Here is a 17844-nt window from a genome sequence, read left to right on the forward strand (position 1 = left end):
GGTAGCTCAGTCATGCGGCAATCCCGATTCCTGCTTACCAGCCTTGGCCTCTCCCTGGCGATGGCCAGCCTTGGCGCTCATGCCGCTGGCTTGTCCAGCGAACACAAACCCTTCGGCAAGACCAACGACGGCACCGCCGTCGAGCAGTACGTGTTGCGTAACAGCCATGGCATGCAAGCCACGGTCATCACCTACGGCGCTGTGCTGCAGTCGCTCAAGGTACCGGACAAACACGGCCAGTTCGCCGATGTGGTACTGGGCTTCGATAACGTCCAGGGCTATCAGGCCGGCACTGCGTTCTTTGGCGCGACCATCGGCCGTTTTGGCAATCGCCTGGCCAAAGGCACGTTCGAACTGGACGGCAAACGCTTCCAGGTGCCCCTCAACGACGGGCCAAACTCGTTGCATGGTGGCCCGCAGGGCTTCGACAAGCACGTTTGGAAAGCCCAGCCGGTCAAGCAGAATGACTCGGTGGGCGTGACCTTGAGCTACTTGTCGAAGGACGGCGAGATGGGTTTTCCCGGCAACCTGAAAGTCGATGTCACCTATAGCCTCAACGACAACAACGAGTTGCACATCGACTACAAGGCCAGCACCGATAAACCCACGGTGCTGAACCTCACCAACCACAGTTACTTCAACCTCGCCGGCGCCGGTAACGGTGACGTGCTCAAGCAACTGGCCACCCTGCATGCCAGCCATTACACCCCGGTCAACAGCACCTTGATTCCCACCGGCGAACTGGCCCCGGTGGCCGGCACGCCGATGGACTTTCTCAAACCTACCGCCATCGGCCAGCACATCAAGGACGATCATCCCCAGCTGAAATACGCCGAGCCGAAACAAGGTGGTTTTGACTTCAACTGGGTGCTGGATACCCAGGGTGACCTCGGCAAACTGGCCGCCGAGGTGCACGACCCGCAGTCCGGGCGCCGCTTGCAGCTATATACCAGCGAGCCCGGCGTGCAGTTCTATACCAGCAACTTCCTCGACGGTTCGATCAAGGGCAAGGGTGGCAAACCCTACGCCCACTGGAGCGCGTTTACCCTGGAAACCCAACACTTTCCCGACGCTCCCAACCAGCCGAACTTCCCGTCCACCCGCCTCGACCCTGGCCAGACCTACACCCAGAACACCGTGCTGAAATTCTCTGCCAACTAAACGGGTGAGAGCTGTCGAGCTGAAGCTCGACAGCTCTCACCAGGTTCAACGTTGCTTCATGCGATCAATCACCACCGCCAGCAGCAGGATCGAACCCCGGATCACATACTGGTAGAAGGTATCGATGTTCTTCAGGTTCATCGCATTCTCGATGATCGCCAGGATCAGCACCCCGGCAATCACGTGGCGAATCATGCCAATCCCGCCGCTCAACGAGACCCCACCCAGCACGCAGGCCGAAATCACCGTGAGTTCGAAACCCTGGCCAATCATCGGCTGGCCGGAGGTCATGCGCGAAGCCAGGATCACTCCGGCCAGGGCGCCAATCACCCCATGCACGGCGAAGATGATGATCTTGGTGCGATCCACGTTCACCCCCGCCAGCAACGCCGCCTCCGGGTTGCCGCCGATGGCCATCGTGTTGCGCCCGTAAGTGGTGTAGTTGAGCAGCCAGCCGAAGAACAGGAAGCACACGATGGTGATCAGGATCGGCACCGGCACACCCAACAATTGGCCATTGCCGAAGACAAAGAACGAATCCTGGGACACGCCCACCGCCTTGCCGTTGGCAAAGATATAGGCCAGGCCGCGCACGATCTGCATGGTCGCCAGCGTGGTGATCAGCGCATTCACCCGCAGCTTGGCGATCACGATGCCGTTGATCAATCCCACCACCAGGCCCATCAGCAGCGCCGCACCGATGCCCAGGAACACGCTGTCGGTGTCGCGCATCACGATCGCTGCCACCACCCCGGCGCAGGCAATCACCGAGCCTACGGACAGGTCGAAATGCCCGGACGCCAGGCAATACAGCATGGTGCACGCGGCAATCCCGGTGGTGGAGATCGCCAGCCCCAGGCCACGCATATTGAGGGGCGAGAGGAAGTTGTCGATCAGCAAGGTGCAGAGCACGAAGATCCCCACCGCTGCCAGCAGCATCGCCCAGTTGTCCAGCAGGCTGCGCAGGTCCAGGGGCTTGCGCGCCGTGGGCAGCGCCGTGTTTTGGCTTGTCATAGTCACCTCGTCAGTTCCCGGCGCGTTGGCGCGGCAGGGCCATTTGCAGCAGGTTGGATTCATTGGCGTGTTCGCGGCTCATCTCGCCGCGCATCGCGCCTTCACACAGCACCAGGATCCGGTCGGAAATCCCCATCACTTCCATCAGGTCGCTGGACACCACGATCACCGCAATCCCGCGGGCCGCCAGGTCATGGATGATCTGGTAGATCTCGGCCTTCGCGCCGATATCGATGCCCCGGGTGGGCTCGTCCAGCAGCAGGACTTTCATCGGCATCGACAGCCAGCGACCGAGAATGGCCTTCTGTTGATTGCCACCGGACAGGTACATGATTTTCTGCGCGGCCGTGGGCGTCTTGACCTTCAGCGCCTGAATCTGCCGGGCGGCGTTGTCCTTCTCCCAACGGCCGCGCAATAACCAGCCAAACCGCGAATGGGCACTGCGCGCGCTGATATTGATGTTCTCGGCAACGCTGGACAGCGGCACGATGCCCTCCTTCTTGCGGTCCTCGGGGCACAGCAGGATGCCGGCGTCGATCGCGTCGCGGGGTGAGCGCAGGCGCAAGGCTTCACCGCATAAATCGAGGCTGCCGGCGGTGGTGCGCGCAAGGCCGCCCAGCAGCCGCAGCAACTCGGTACGCCCGGCGCCCACCAGCCCGAACAGGCCGAGGATCTCGCCCTGGTGGGCCTCGAAACTCACCGGTTCACGCAAGCCGTGGCCCAGCACGCCGTTGACCTTGAGCGCCACCGCGCCGCGCGCACGTGGGCGGTAGTCGTAGATGTCCTGGATGTCGCGACCGACCATGCAGGTCACCAGTTGATCGTGGGTCAGGCTGCTCATGTCCTCGAAGGTTCGCACGTAGCGGCCGTCCTTGAACACGGTCACCGCGTTGCAGAGGCGGAACACCTCTTCCATGCGATGAGACACGTAAAGCACCACTTTGCCCTCGTCCCGCAGGCGACCGATGATTGCCATCAGGCGGTCGATCTCCCGCGCCGACAAACTGCTGGTGGGTTCGTCGAAAGCAATCACATGGGCGCCACGGGACAACGCCTTGGCGATTTCCACCAACTGGCGCTGGCCCAGGGACAGCCGCCCGACTTTTTCCTCGGGGTCGATTTCATCCGCCAGGCCCTTGAGACACGCCAATGCCTGCTGGCGCAACGCACCGCGGTTGATCAAGCCAAAGCTGGCCGGCAGGTGCCCGAGGAACAGGTTTTCGGCCACGCTCATTTCCGGCACCAGGTGCAACTCCTGGTGGATCACCGCGACGCCGCTGGCGATGCTGTCGGCCGCGCACTTGAAGGCCAGGGTGTGCGCGCCGATCTGCAGGCTGCCGCTGCTGGGCTGATAGGCGCCGCCGAGGATTTTCAGCAGCGTGGATTTGCCGGCGCCGTTCTCGCCCATCAAGGCGTGGACCTGCCCGGGGTGGGCGCTGAAGCTGATGCCGTCCAGCGCCTTGACCCCGGGAAACGTCTTGCCGATGCCGTTGAAGCACAGGCTGGCGCCGGCGCTCTCGGGTTGTTTCAGTTGCGCGTGCATAACCACCTCGTCACACAGGTCAGGCAGCCCCGCCACCAGGGCCGCCGGGGAACGTCAGCGGTCGTCAGTTCCACAGACCGATCTTTTCCAGCTCCTGCTTGAAGTTCTCGCGGGTGATCAACGTAACCTCGTCCATCGCGGTGTACTTCGGTGGTTCCTTACCGGTGGTGATCCACTCGAACATCATGCTCGCGGTGTTGTAGCCCTCGATGTGCGGGCTGGGCAGCATGGAACCGAAGAAGCCGCTGTTGGCTTTCTTCAACTCGCCGATGGCGTCGGTGCCGTTGATGCCGATACCGATGACATTGGCCGCGGCAAAGCCGGCGCTTTCGGTGGCGCGCACGCCGCCGAGCACGGTGTTGTCATTCATGCCGCCGATGATCAGGTTTTTCGCGCCGCCGGGCAGTTTCACCAATGCCGAGTTGGTGGCGTCCATGCTGCCAGGCACGTCGAGGGTCTTGAGGGCCGCATACAGGATGTGGTCGTCTGGAATGCCGGCGGCTTTCAGGGATTTGACCGAACCGTCGGTGCGCTTCTTGCCGGTGTCGAGTTCGTTGTAGGTGTTGATCACCGCGTAGGTGTCCTTCCAGTCCCAGCCGCGTTTTTTCGCCTCGGTGGCCATGGCGCTGCCCTGCTTCTCGCCCACTTCAAAGGCGGCCATGCCCAGGTAAGGCACGTCTTCCATGAAGTTGCCCTTGGCATCCACAAAGCGGTCATCCACGGCGATCACTTTCAAGCCGTTTGCCTTGGCCTTGGCCATGATGGCCGGGCCCAGGGACACGTCCGGCGGGCAAATCACAAAGCCCTTGGCGCCGTTGGCGGCCAGGCTGTCGATGGCCGAGAGGGTTTTCTCGCCGTCGGGCACGGCGATCTTGATCACTTCAAAGCCCTTGTCCTTGCCGGCCTTTTCGGCGAAGGCCCATTCGGTCTGGAACCACGGCTCTTCGGCCTGCTTGACCAGAAAGCCGATTTTCACAGGTTCAGCCGCCAGCAACAGGCCGCTGAGGCTGAACGCAGACGCCGCCACAGCGGCGCAGCACAGGGAACGGATACCACGACGACGATTCATAGGGTGACTCCTTGTTGTTGTTTTTGAGTGGGTTGAACAGCGGTGAAGCCTGTGGGTTATCCGGCGAACCGGTGGCAGATTTTCCCCGGCACATCGACCTCGATGGCCAGTACCGCACCATCCAGCGGGTGATTCAGCGGGCTGGCGGCGCTGGTGATGTATAAGGTCTTGAGGTGCGGGCCTGCGAACACGCAACTGGTGGGACGGCTGACCGGCAGCTCGAGCACCCGGTCGACCTCGCCACCCGGGGTCAAGCGCAGCAGGCAACTGCCATCCCAGCGGGCGTTCCAGATATAGCCTTCGGTGTCCATGGCCGAACCGTCCGGGCCGCCGCGCGGGTGAGGCCCAAACCAGGATTCTGCGGGTGCCAGCTGCCCAGCGTCGGTGATCGCGTGTCGATACAGCGTGCCGTCCAGGCTGTCGCCGAAATGCACGTGGGTGCCTTCGTCATTCCACAGCAAGGTGTTGGGAATCCCCAGGCCGTGCAGCAACGGTGTGACGTGGCCGTCGGCATCCACCCGGAACAGCCCGCCGGAACGCCGCAGCACCGGCAGGTCTTCACCCTGGGCGCCGATGTTGTTCTGCATGGTGCCCAGCCATAGCCGGCCCCGGGCATCGCAGCGGGCTTCGTTGGCCCGGTTGCCCGGGTGCGGGTCGGCGACGCAGAGCAAGGTCAGGCGTGGGTCGGACTGCGGCGAATCGAGGTCGAGCCGGTACACGCCGCTGCTCAGGGTCACCAGCGCATCGCCACTTGCACACGGGATAAACGCCGAGACCGGTTCGGGCAGTTGCCAGGCGTGCAGTTGCCCGCCCTGCAGGCGCAACGCCTGCCGGCCGATGATATCCACCCAGTACAGCGCCTGGCCCGGCACGTCCCAGAACGGGCCTTCGCCCAGTCGAGCCCGGTGCGGTGTGACTGCGGTCCACGACATGAAACCTCCTGCGTTCTTGTTGTTTTCAGGTGGTAATGAACTTGCTCGCGTTACAGCGCTTCGCGAGACGGCTGCCCATCTACCAGACGCTGAATGCGCAAGGGGTTGGCATTCTTCAGGGCGTCGGGGAGCAGGCTATCAGGGTAATTTTGAAAGCACACAGGTCGCAGGAAACGGTCGATGGCCAAGGTGCCTACCGAGGTGCCACGGGCATCGGACGTCGCCGGATACGGCCCGCCATGGACCATCGCGTCACACACTTCGACCCCGGTAGGGTAGCCGTTGAGCAGGATGCGCCCGACCTTTTGCTCCAGCAACGGCGTCAACTCGCTGAACTCAGTGAAATCCGCCGGTTCGCCAATGATCGTCGCCGTGAGCTGGCCGTGCAGGCCGTGCAACGCGGCAGTCAGTTGCGCCTGGTCGGCTACCGCCACAAAAATGGTGGTGGGGCCGAACACTTCTTCCTGAAGCACTTCATCACCGTTGATCAGCAGGCTGGCATCCGCCTTGAACAGCTGTGGCTGTGCCTGATTGCCGGCTTGCGCCTCGCCCGCCAAGTGCTCGATGCCAGGGTGGGCGCGAAGGGTTTGCAGACCTTTGCCATAGCTGCTCAACGTGCCGGCATTGAGCATGGTTTGCGCCGGTTGCCCGGCCATCAGTTGCACGACCTGATGGGTGAAGGCGCGAAATGCAGGCGAAGCAATGCCGATCACCAGGCCCGGGTTGGTGCAGAACTGGCCGCAGCCCTGGACCACCGAGGCCACCAGGTCACGGGAGACGCTGCCTGCCCGGGTTTGCAGGGCCTGGGGCAGGACGATGACCGGGTTGATGCTGGACATCTCGGCAAACACCGGGATCGGTTGCGGGCGGGCGGCCGCCATGTCACACAGGGCCCGACCGCCCTTGAGCGAGCCGGTAAACCCCACCGCCTGGATCGCCGGGTGCTTGACCAGCGCCTCCCCCACACCGCCGCCGTAGATCATGTTGAACACGCCGTCGGGCATGCCGGTGCTGTGGGCCGCCCGCAGGATCGCGTCGGCCACCCGCTCGGCGGTGGCCATGTGCCCGCTGTGGGCCTTGAACACCACCGGGCAACCGGCGGCCAGCGCGGCGGCGGTGTCGCCACCGGCCGTGGAAAACGCCAGGGGAAAGTTGCTCGCCCCAAACACCGCCACCGGGCCAAGACCGATGCGGTACTGGCGCAGATCCGGGCGTGGCAAGGGCTGGCGATCCGGCAGCGCCTGATCGATACGCGCACCGTAGAAATCACCGCGCCGCAGTACTTTGGCGAACAGGCGCATCTGGCCGCTGGTACGCCCGCGCTCGCTCTGGATACGCCCGGCGGGCAGCGCCGTTTCGCGGCAGACCAAGGCGACGAAGTCATCGCCCAGGACGTCCAGCTCATCGGCAATCGCTTCCAGGAACACCGCGCGATGCTGCGCGCTCAGGGTGCGATAGGCCGGGTAAGCCGCCGCCGCAGCGTTGGCCGCAGCGTCGACTTCCTGCGCCGTCGCCTGGTAGAAATCAAAGGGCAAGGCCTCGCCGGTGGTGGCGTCGACGCTCTGGAGCGTAACGCTGCCGGCCGCGCTGCGCTGCCCGCCGATGTAGTTGTGGCCGATAATCCGGGTCATGCCTGTCTCCTTAAAGGGTGCCTACGCGGCCGGGTGCCAGGGCGCCGTCGACCCGCGCAATGCCGTTGATCAAGGGCGCGCCGAACTCAGCCTGGCTGATTTCGAATACATCCCCGGGCTGGGTCCGAATGCCCTCGGCAAACGACAAGGTGGCGGTGCCGAAGAAATGGATATGCACGTCCCCCGGGCGCAGGAACTGGCTGTATTTGAAATGGTGGTATTCCAGGTTTTCCAGGCTGTGGCACATGTTGGCTTCGCCACTGAGGAATTCGTTCTGCCACAGCACTTCGCCGTCGCGCAGGATACGGCTGGTGCCCGCCAGGTGCCGGGGCAGCTCACCCAGGCGCAACTCGGGACCATAGCTGCAACTGCGCAGTTTGGAGTGAGCCAGGTACAGGTAATTCTTGCGCTCCATCACGTGGTCGGAAAACTCATTGCCCACCGCGTAGCCCAGGCGATACGGCCTGCCGTCGTGGCCAATCACATACAGCCCGGCGATTTCCGGCTCTTCGCCGGCGTCCTCGGCAAATGACGGCACCGGGAACGGCTGCCCCGGGCGCACCACCACGCTGCCGTCGCCCTTGTAGAACCACTCCGGTTGCACACCGGCCTGGCCCGAGGCCGGTTTGCCGCCCTCCACGCCCCATTTGAAGATGCGCATGGAGTCGGTCATCGCGCTCTCGTCACCGGCCTGCTGGTGCATCTTGTCCCGGGCCGACGCGCTGCCCAGGTGAGTCAGGCCGGTACCGCTGACCAGCATATGCGCCGGGTCCGGATGATCCAGCGGCGGCAGGATGCGCTGCCCAGCCAGCAACTCGGCATAGTCGTGGCTGGCCCCGAGGCCGAGGCGCTCCACCTGCTGTTGCAAGGTGACACCGGCCTCGATGGCGGCGAGCGCCAGGTCGCGTACCGAGCGTGCGGATTGCACCTCGCGCACCTGCCCGCCCTCGACCACGCCCACCCGGCGTTCGCCATTGCTCAATTCAAACTGCACTAAACCCATGAGTGTTCTCCTGATTGCCAATTAAGTACGCGTGGCGCCACGGGCGCTGGCGGCGAACTGGTCGGGCGGCAGCACGTGCTTGCGCTCCAGCAACCGATACACCACAGCGGTCAACACCACCCCGAACAGCATCACGCACGCCAGGAAGTACAAGCCTGACGCGAGGTTGCCGGTGTATTCCTTGAGGGCACCGATCACGAACGGGCCGATGTAGCCGCCCAGGTTGCCCACCGAGTTGATCAAGGCGATGCCCGCCGCGGCACTGGCGCCGGCAAAGAACCGCCCGGGCAAGGTCCAGAACACCGCCGTGCAAGAGAACAGCGCGAACGCCACCAGGCACAGCGCTGCCAGTTGCCACACCGGTACGGTCAGCCAGGCGCTGAGGAACAGGCCGATGGCGCCCAACACGTAAAGCACCGCCAGGTGGCCGTAGCGATCATTCAGGCGGTCGGAACTGCGCGGGACGATCAGCAAACCGATGATCCCGAAGATATACGGCACCGCCGACACGAACCCGGTGGTCAGGTCGCTGCCGCCGAACTGTTTGATCAAGGTCGGCAGCCACAGGCCCAGGCCATAAATGCTCAAGGTCACCGGCAGGTAGAACAGCGCCAGCAGCAAAACGCGTTTGTCCTTCAGCGCATGCAGCGGGTTGCCGTGCCGGGTCTGGCCGTAGGCTTGCAGGTCTTTGGCCAGCTCGCCGGTGAGCCAGTCCTTCTCGGCCTGGTCCATCCATTTGACCTGTTGCGGCCCGTCCGGCAGGTAGCGCAGCACCGGCCAGGTCAGCAGGATCGCCGGGGTGCCGATGACGATGAACAACCACTGCCAGCCATGCAGGCCGAGGACGCCGTCCATGCCGAGCAAGCCGCCCGCCACGGGCCCGGTGATCATCATGGCGATGGGTTGGGAGAGGATGAACAGCCCGAGGATCTTGCCGCGGTGACGCACCGGGAACCATTGGGTGATGTAGTACAGGACGCCCGGGAAGAACCCGGCTTCCGCCGCGCCCAGCAGAAAGCGCATCACGTAGAAACTGTGGGGGCCCTGCACGAACGCCATGCCGATGGTGATGGCGCCCCAGGTGACCATGATCCGCGCAAACCAGCGCCGGGCACCAAAACGGTCAAGCATCAGGTTGCTGGGGATTTCAAACAGGAAGTAGCCAATGAAGAACAGCCCTGCCCCCAGGCCATACGCCGCATCACCGATGCCGACATCCGCGCCCATGTGCAGCTTGGCGAAGCCCACGGCCGAGCGGTCCACGTAGGCAATCAGGTACAGCAGGATCAGGAAGGGAATCAACTTGAGCGTGATGCGACGTATCAGCCGCTGTTCCTGGCTCATGTGAGCGGTCTCCGATTGTTATTTTTATAGAGCGTTGCGGGTCGCCTCTCGCGGAAAACCGCCAGGGCCAGGCCTCGTTGAATCGGACTATATAGTATTACTATTTAATCAACAACACTTCCAAAGCGGCGATTTTACGCCTATGTTAAGCCGAGATTAGATCAATATAGTCTTACAATAAGAGAACACATCATGTCCGAGAAAAAGCCCGTCCTGCGCTCCGCCAGCTGGTTTGGTACTGCCGACAAAAACGGCTTCATGTACCGCAGCTGGATGAAAAATCAGGGGATTGCCGATCATCAGTTCCATGGCAAGCCAATCATCGGGATCTGCAACACCTGGTCGGAACTGACGCCCTGCAACGCGCACTTCCGCCAGATTGCCGAGCATGTGAAACGCGGGGTGATCGAAGCCGGTGGTTTCCCGGTGGAGTTCCCGGTGTTCTCCAACGGCGAATCGAACCTGCGCCCCACCGCGATGCTCACCCGCAACCTGGCCAGCATGGACGTGGAGGAAGCCATTCGCGGCAACCCCATCGACGGTGTGGTGCTGCTGACCGGCTGTGACAAAACCACCCCGGCGCTGCTGATGGGCGCGGCCAGTTGCGACGTGCCGGCCATCGTCGTCACCGGCGGGCCGATGCTCAACGGCAAGCACAAGGGCCAGGACATCGGCTCGGGCACCGTGGTGTGGCAGCTCAGCGAACAGGTCAAGGCCGGCACCATCACCCTCGACGATTTCCTCGCGGCCGAAGGCGGCATGTCGCGCTCGGCGGGCACCTGCAACACCATGGGCACCGCCTCGACCATGGCCTGCATGGCCGAAGCCCTGGGCACTTCCCTGCCCCACAATGCGGCGATCCCAGCGGTGGATGCGCGGCGTTATGTGCTGGCGCACATGTCCGGCATGCGCGCGGTGGAGATGGTGCGCGAAGACCTCAAGCTGTCGAAGATCCTGACCAAGGAAGCCTTTGAAAATGCGATCCGCGTCAACGCGGCCATCGGCGGCTCGACCAACGCGGTGATTCACTTGAAAGCCATCGCCGGACGCATCGGCGTGGAGCTCGACCTGGACGACTGGACCCGCATGGGCCGCGGCATGCCGACCATCGTCGACCTGCAGCCGTCCGGGCGCTTCCTGATGGAAGAGTTCTACTACGCCGGCGGCCTGCCAGCCGTGCTGCGTCGCCTGGGTGAAGCCAACCTGATCCCGCATCCGAACGCCTTGACCGTCAACGGCAAGTCCCTCGGCGAAAACACCAGGGAGGCGCCGATCTACGGCCAGGACGAGGTGATCCGCACCCTCGACAACCCGATCCGCGCCGACGGCGGTATCTGTGTGCTGCGGGGCAACCTGGCCCCTCTCGGCGCAGTGCTCAAGCCTTCGGCCGCCAGCGCCGAACTGATGCAGCACCGCGGGCGTGCGGTGGTGTTCGAGAACTTCGACATGTACAAGGCGCGGATCAACGACCCGGAGCTGGACGTGGATGCCAACTCGATCCTGGTGATGAAAAACTGCGGCCCCAAGGGTTACCCGGGCATGGCGGAAGTGGGCAACATGGGCTTGCCGGCCAAGCTGCTGGCCCAGGGTGTGACCGACATGGTACGCATCTCCGATGCGCGCATGAGCGGCACCGCCTACGGCACTGTGGTGCTGCACGTGGCGCCGGAAGCGGCAGCCGGCGGGCCGTTGGCCACGGTGAAGGAAGGCGACTGGATCGAACTCGACTGCGCCAACGGCCGCCTGCACCTGGACATCCCGGACGCCGAACTGGCAGCACGCATGGCCGACCTGGCGCCGCCACAGCAACTGATCGTCGGCGGCTACCGGCAGCTGTATATCGACCACGTATTGCAGGCCGACCAGGGCTGCGACTTCGATTTCCTGGTGGGCTGCCGGGGCGCGGAAGTGCCACGTCATTCCCACTAATTGGGACGGGAGGAATGCTATGATGCCGCCAATTTCGCCAGAGTAGCCTTCCTGTTATGGACCAGCAGCCGACCAAGCCGCGCAAGAGCATGCACGCCCAAATCGTTCAGGACTTGGGCATGCACATCGTTTCCGGGCGCTTCAAACCGGAAGAACGGTTGCCCATGGAGGCAAGCCTGTGCGAGGAATACAAAGTCAGCCGGTCGGTATTGCGTGAGGCCACCCGGGTGCTGAGCGCCAAGGGCCTGGTGATTTCCAAGCCCAAGGTCGGTGCGATGGTGCGTCCTCGGGCCCAGTGGCATTTGCTGGACCCGGACGTGCTGTCCTGGCTGATGCAGTCGACCCCCCACAGCGAATTTTTCAACACCCTGGCCGGTGTACGGCGGATTTTGGAACCGGAAATCGCCGCCATGGCCGCGACCACCGCCACCGACGCCGATATCGCCACCATCGAAAAAGCCTACCTGGGCATGGAAACCGCGAACACCCACGAAACGCTGTTGCAGGCCGACCTGGACTTCCACCGCGCGATTGCCGACGCCACCCGCAACGACCTGCTTGCCTATATGTGCAACATGCTGTCGCTGCCGCTGCGCGAGTCGATCAACATCACCAACCGCCGCCCGGATATCCAGGGCCTGAGCCTGCCCCGGCACAAAGCGATCCTCACCGCGATCAAGAACCGTGATGCCCTCGGCGCCCGGCATGCGTCCCTGGTGCAGCTGGATGACACACGCGTGGCGCTGGACACCGTGATGAATGTGCTGACCCCGCTGTAAGGCGGGCCTGGTCCCGCCCTCCACGCCAATAGCCTCCTGCCCTTCCCGGCCTGCTCCCCGACAGGCCGTACTGCTCAATCGAGCCACCGGTTTAACCCGGACCTTCACGAAAAACGGCGCCAAGTATCAGCTATCTTGATACTCACACGACGCCTGCTGATTTCGTGAAGTCGTCGCCCTAGACTCGCTCTCACCGGGTGCTGATGCACCGGATCCCACACCTATAAAAAAGCAAGTGGAGAGACGAATGAGTGGTCAAGTAGCGTTCGAAGACCTTCCGCTGAGCCGCTTCCATATCCGGACGGTGTTCAGCGGCACGGGTGGCCAGTTCAGTGACGGGTTCGTGCTGGGCATTATCGGGATCGCCGTGAGCATGGCGGCAGGGCCCCTGCAATTGACCGCGTTGTGGATGGGCCTGCTGGGTGCCGCGTCCCTGGCCGGGTTGTTCCTCGGCAGCCTGTTTGCCGGCCCGATCGCCGACAAGTTTGGCCGGCGCACGATTTTTGCCTGGGACATGTTGTTGTTCGCGGTGATTTCCGCCTCGCAGTTCTTTGTCACCTCCCCCGAGCAACTGCTGGCGCTGCGCCTGTTATTGGGCCTGGTGCTGGGGTTTGACTATGTGGTGAGCAAATCCCTGGTGACCGAGTTCGCTCCCCGCCGGTATCGGGGGCGCTTGCTCAGTGTACTGGCGGCGGCCTGGGCGGCGGGTTACGTGGCGGCGTACCTGGCCGGGTTTGCGGTCCGCGATATCGGCCCGGATGCCTGGCGCGTGATGCTCGCCCTCAGTGGCATCCCCGCGCTGTTGATCTTGCCGCTGCGCCTGGGGGTTCCGGAGTCGCCGATCTGGCTGATGGCCCGGGGGCGCAACGAAGAAGCCTTGGCCGTAGTGCGCAGCAAGTTCGGGCCACACGTCTATCTGCCCGCACCGGCCGCCCAGGCCTCTGCGCAAAAGCCACGCGGCAGCTGGAGCGAGCTGTTGAGCCCGCGCTGGCGCAAGAACACCTTGGTGGGCTGCGTGTTCTATACCTGCCAGGTGATTCCGTTCTTTGCCTTGGGCACGTTCGCACCCAAAGTCCTGGAAGCGTTGAACGTGCAGGACAAGTTCGTCGGTGGCCTGGTCTACAACGTACTGCTGCTGGTCGGCGCCCTGCTCGGTTTGCTGGTGATCGACCGCATCTCTCGCCGCGTGTTTCTGGTGGGCACCTTCTACCTGAGCGCTGCCGGCCTGGCCGTGTTGGCCTACGCCGGTTTCGGCCCGCTCGGCACCATCCTCGCGTTCGGCTTTTTTGCCTGCGTGATGGCGGCCGCGGTGAACCTGGAGTTCGTCTATCCACCGGAGCTGTTTCCCACCCACCTGCGGGCCTCGGGGATCGGCCTGGCCGTGGCCGCGAGCCGGTTTGGCTCGGCGGTGGCGACCTTCCTGCTGCCGGTCGCGGTGCAACATGTGGGGGTTCATGCAGCCTTGGGCGTGTGCGTCGGTGTGCTGATCGTGGGCGGCGTGTTCTGCCACTTGTTTGCACCGGAAACCAGCAAGGAAGACTTGTCGGGCGTCACACCCGATATCGACCCGGGCTTGTCGCCGGCGCTGTCCAGCCCCGTGGGGCGCACCCCGAAGTAAACCGTTGAAGAGGGATGACGATGTCAGCGAACAGGCTTATCGACATGTATGCGGTCCAGGTATTCATCGCGGTTGCCGAAGAGGGCAGCATGTCGGGAGCCGCCGCGCGCATGGGCATTTCCCAGTCCGGCGTCTCGCAGATGGTGCGCCAGCTGGAAGAGGACCTGGGGGTGGTGCTGGTAGACCGCACCACCCGTCCGCTCGCCCTCACTTCGTTCGGCATCGCCTTGCGCAACCGGGGCTCGGTGTTGAGCGAGGAACTGTCCCATCTCAAGGCCCAGGTGATCGACGCCGGACGCGGCGTGAACCCGGACCTGCGCATTGGCCTGGTGGACTCCTTTGCAGCGACCTGCGGCTCGGTGTTCACCAAACAATTGCTGGGCAAGGTCGCGCAGCTGTCGATCCGCACCGGGCTCAGCCCGCAACAAGGCGAATCCCTGCTGCGCCGCGACCTGGACCTGATCGTCACCAGCGACCCGCTGATGGACGCCAACGATGTGATTCGCTACCGGCTGTTTTCAGAGAAGTACTTTGTGATCACGCCCAGCCAGCTGCGCACCGAAATCAACACGGTCGAGGACGTACGGGCGCTGGCCAATGTGCTGCCGGTGGTGCGTTTCAACCGGATGTCCCAGGTCGGCCTGCAGATCGAACGCCATCTGCGCAGCCTGAATGTCCGGGTGCCCAACCGCCTGGAGCTGGACAACGCCGATGCGTTGACCTCGATGGTCGCGGAGGGCATCGGATGGGCGGTGACCAGCCCGATGTGTTTTTTGCAAGCCTCTTCGTGGGTGGACAAAGTGACCGCACACCTCACCCCGGACCTGCAGCTGGAGCGCTCGCTGTACCTGGTAGCGCGACGCGATGAATACAGCGCCTTTTTCGCCGATGCCTGCGAAACGGCGCGCAATGTGATCCTCCACTCCTTCCTGCCCAGGCTCAAGGCCCTGGACAAAGGGGTGGAGGCGTTAATCCAAATAGATGAGGGTGATGCTCGTGAGTACTTTTGATTCTGCCGCTGCACGACTGGAAACCGATTACGTCGGTGATGTGCACATTCCGGCCGGCAAGTTGTATGGGGTGAACTCGGTACGCGGGTTCGACAACCTCAGCGTGTCACCGTTGACCATCGCCCACTACCCTGCCTTTCGTGATGCCTTTGCCCAGTGCAAATCGGCGGCCGCGCTGGCCAACCACACCTGCGGCGTCATTGCCCTGCCCCAATGCGAGGCCATTGTGCAGGCCTGCAGCGAAGTGATCGCCGGCCAGTGCGACGACTCCCTGATCGTCGACCTGCTGGAAGGCTCCGGCGGTACGTCCACCAACATGAACTTCAACGAGGTGATTGCCAACCGCGCCCAACAGTTGATGGGGCATGCCGCCGGTTCGTATGAGGTGGTGCACCCCAATGACCATGTGAACGCCTCGCAGTCGACCAACGATGTTTACCCCGCAGCCCTGAAGATCGCCACGTACGCGATGCTCGGCCCGCTGATCGATGAAGTGGAACAACTGGCAACCCGCTTCGACCAGAAAGCCGAACAGTTTGCCGATGTCCTGCACCTGGGCCGCACCTGCTTGCAGGACGCCCAGCCAATGCGCCTGGGCCAGGTGTTTTCCGGGTATGCCGACCTCACCCATCGACTGGGCGCGGAGCTTGCCAGCGTACGCGACAAACTGCGCACCCTGCCCCTGGGCGGCACCGCCATCGGCACCGGGTTCGGCGCGCCGGCGGCGTATCGCGCCTCGGTGTACCGGCACCTGGTACAGATCACCGGCATTGAATACCAGGCACCGTCGAATGCCTTCGACGCGATGCAGAACATGGATGTGTTCTCCCGGGTTTCCGCCGAACTGCGCACCTGCTCGGCGTCCCTGGCCAAGATCGCCTCGGACCTGACCCTGCTGTCGTCCGGCCCTGTCGGCGGGATTGGCGAACTGAAGCTGCCCGAAGCCCAGGCCGGCTCGTCGATCATGCCCGGCAAGGTCAACCCGGTGCTGCCGATGGCCATGATTCAACTGAGCTTCGCGGTCATCGGCAACGACGTGGCGGTGGCACAGGCGGTACAGGCTGGCCAGTTGGAGATCAACCACTACGAGCCATTGGTGGCTTCCCGTGTATTCGACAGCATTGCGCTGCTGACCCAGGGCATCCAGCGCTTCCGCGAAAAATGCGTCAGTGGGATAACGGCTGATGCGCAACGCAATGAACAACACCTGACCGACTCGATGGCGGTAGCCACCGCGCTGGTGCCGAAACTGGGGTACGCCCGCGTCAGCCAGCTGGCACGCCAGTCCGTGGCGCAAGGTCGCTCACTGCTGTCGATCCTGGAAGAGTCCGGGTTGATGAGCCAGGCCGAAGCCATGGCCGCGATCGAGCGCTCCTCACGACCTGTGTTCGAGGACTGAGGCCGCTGGCCTCCCCGCTCCACTTAAACACCCCCTCCAGCCTCAAGTACGTACCCCCGCAGTCGATATACAGGGGGTACGCATGGCTGACACCGCCCCACCACAACACATGCGACGCTCGACCCTACTGTTTTCTCCTTGCCAAAAACTATAAATACCCGCGGGTGAAGTCATGAATATCAAGCAGAAGCTGACCTGGGCCTTTGCGGCCATCGCGTGCCTGCCGGTCATCCTGGTGGCCGTGCTCGTCGTACTGAATGTGCGCGACGGGGCCTTGGCCAATTTCCTCGACAGCAGTGGTCGCGAGATCCGCCAGATCGACAATGGCATGAAGCAGTTCTTCGACGGCATCAGCCAGAACGTCGACTATGTGGCCAAGGACCCGCGCGTTGTCGCGGCCAAGGACCTCAAGAGCTACGCCGGCGCCGACGCCGCGCAAATCCCGCTGACCCCGACCAACAAAGACCTGCTGGCGATTTTCGACCAGTTCGCCAAAAGCCATCCGAGCACCGCCTACCTGTCCCTGGGACTGAGCGACGGAGGCTATGCCAGTTGGCCTGACGACACCAAACTGAACAACTATGACCCGCGTGTGCGGCCCTGGTACAAAGCCGCCATCGCCGCGCCCGGCACCACCGTGCGCACCGGCGCCTACTACTGGGCACCGGACGATGTGACGCTGATCGGCACCGTGCACACCGTCGCCGATGCCACCGGCAATATCCTCGGAGTCGTCGGCCTGGATGTATCCCTCAAGCAGCTCACCGAACTGGTGCGCAATATCAAGCTGGGGGACAGCGGCTACCTGATGCTGGTGGAAGCCAACGGCAACGTGCTGGTGGACCCGAGCGACGCCAAGCACAACTTCAAGCCCCTGGCCGACCTGGGCCCCAACTACGCCGAACTGGCCAAGCGCGGCGATGGCGTGACCCAGGTGGAGATTGACGGCGTGCCGTACATGGCCAACGTGGTCAGTTCCAAAGATTTGGGCTGGCGCTTTATCGGCCTGATCAAGCGTGACGAAGTGATGGCGGGCGCGACGCGCCTGACCTGGCTGATCGTCGCCATCGCGGCGGCATTGGCGGTGGTCTTCGCCATTGTCGGCGCCAGCTTCGCCCGGGTGATCGTGCGCCCGATTCGTGGCGTGGCCGACGGCCTGCAGGAAATCGCCGAAGGTGAAGGCGACCTTACCCGCCAACTCAAGGTCCAGGGCAAGGACGAAACCGCCACCCTGGCGGGCTGGTTCAACCAGTTCCTGAGCATGATCGCGCAGTTGGTGCAGCGCATCGGCAACGCCTCGTCCGACCTGCAAACCGCCGCGGCCGACACCCGTGAAGTCGCGCACAACATGAACCAGGCCGCCGGCCGTCAGCGCGAAGCCGTGGAGTTGGTGAGCACCGCGTTCAACGAAA

The 17844-nt window shown here is 63.5% G+C and carries 13 protein-coding genes and 1 pseudogene; 7 read left to right on the forward strand and 7 right to left on the reverse strand.

The window, feature by feature from the left end; genetic code table 11:
* Positions 1–12: 12 nt before the first annotated feature.
* Entirely contained in the window at positions 13–1161 is a 1149-nt protein-coding gene (locus HX875_RS24740) for an aldose epimerase family protein (protein ID WP_177046561.1), read from the forward strand.
* A gap of 45 nt (positions 1162–1206) precedes the next feature.
* Here HX875_RS24740 and araH read toward each other — a convergent pair whose 3' ends face one another.
* The 7 genes from araH to HX875_RS24775 all read right to left on the reverse strand — a co-directional run bounded on the left by araH (position 1207) and on the right by HX875_RS24775 (position 9697).
* Positions 1207–2175: an L-arabinose ABC transporter permease AraH gene (gene araH, locus HX875_RS24745; RefSeq protein WP_177046563.1), complete on the reverse strand. Its 969-nt coding sequence runs from the start codon at positions 2173–2175 to the stop codon at positions 1207–1209.
* 10 nt (positions 2176–2185) lie between these two features.
* On the reverse strand, positions 2186–3718 hold the full coding sequence (gene araG, locus HX875_RS24750; protein WP_177046565.1) for an L-arabinose ABC transporter ATP-binding protein AraG: 1533 nt from the start codon (positions 3716–3718) through the stop codon (positions 2186–2188).
* 64 nt (positions 3719–3782) lie between these two features.
* Positions 3783–4787, reverse strand: a complete 1005-nt coding sequence (locus HX875_RS24755) for a substrate-binding domain-containing protein (RefSeq protein ID WP_177046567.1) — start codon at positions 4785–4787, stop codon at positions 3783–3785.
* A 56-nt stretch (positions 4788–4843) separates the two neighbouring features.
* Entirely contained in the window at positions 4844–5719 is an 876-nt protein-coding gene (locus tag HX875_RS24760; RefSeq protein ID WP_177046568.1) for an SMP-30/gluconolactonase/LRE family protein, read from the reverse strand.
* Between the two features lie 50 nt (positions 5720–5769).
* Entirely contained in the window at positions 5770–7350 is a 1581-nt protein-coding gene (locus HX875_RS24765; RefSeq protein WP_177046571.1) for an aldehyde dehydrogenase (NADP(+)), read from the reverse strand.
* A gap of 10 nt (positions 7351–7360) precedes the next feature.
* Positions 7361–8353: an AraD1 family protein gene (gene araD1, locus HX875_RS24770; RefSeq protein ID WP_177046573.1), complete on the reverse strand. Its 993-nt coding sequence runs from the start codon at positions 8351–8353 to the stop codon at positions 7361–7363.
* Positions 8354–8374: 21 nt separating this feature from the next.
* Positions 8375–9697 (reverse strand): MFS transporter, encoded by a 1323-nt coding sequence (locus tag HX875_RS24775; RefSeq protein WP_177046575.1) that lies wholly within the window; start codon positions 9695–9697, stop codon positions 8375–8377.
* Between the two features lie 192 nt (positions 9698–9889).
* On the opposite strand from HX875_RS24775, the gene HX875_RS24780 reads away from it, so the two are divergent.
* From HX875_RS24780 to HX875_RS33245, 6 genes and pseudogenes are all read left to right on the forward strand, one after another.
* Positions 9890–11626 carry an IlvD/Edd family dehydratase gene (locus HX875_RS24780; RefSeq protein WP_010173667.1) on the forward strand — a complete coding sequence of 579 codons (1737 nt, stop codon included), beginning with the start codon at positions 9890–9892 and terminating at the stop codon, positions 11624–11626.
* Between the two features lie 56 nt (positions 11627–11682).
* Complete coding sequence (locus tag HX875_RS24785) at positions 11683–12405, forward strand: FadR/GntR family transcriptional regulator (RefSeq protein WP_177046577.1); 723 nt, start codon at positions 11683–11685, stop codon at positions 12403–12405.
* A gap of 247 nt (positions 12406–12652) precedes the next feature.
* A complete protein-coding gene (locus tag HX875_RS24790; RefSeq protein WP_177046579.1) occupies positions 12653–14023 on the forward strand; it encodes an MFS transporter in 1371 nt (456 codons plus the stop codon).
* A 20-nt stretch (positions 14024–14043) separates the two neighbouring features.
* On the forward strand, positions 14044–15033 hold the full coding sequence (locus HX875_RS24795) for a LysR family transcriptional regulator (protein ID WP_177046580.1): 990 nt from the start codon (positions 14044–14046) through the stop codon (positions 15031–15033).
* The gene (locus HX875_RS24800; protein ID WP_177046582.1) at positions 15020–16432 is read left to right on the forward strand and encodes an aspartate ammonia-lyase; all 1413 of its coding nucleotides are present in this window, start codon (positions 15020–15022) and stop codon (positions 16430–16432) included. Before HX875_RS24795 ends, HX875_RS24800 begins: the two co-directional genes overlap by 14 nt.
* Positions 16433–16604: 172 nt before the next feature.
* Positions 16605–17684 (forward strand): annotated as a pseudogene (locus tag HX875_RS33245) (HAMP domain-containing protein); the annotation flags it as partial.
* Between the last annotated feature and the right edge of the window lie 160 nt (positions 17685–17844).

Source organism: Pseudomonas yamanorum (assembly GCF_013386765.1).
Lineage (GTDB): Bacteria > Pseudomonadota > Gammaproteobacteria > Pseudomonadales > Pseudomonadaceae > Aquipseudomonas > Aquipseudomonas yamanorum_A.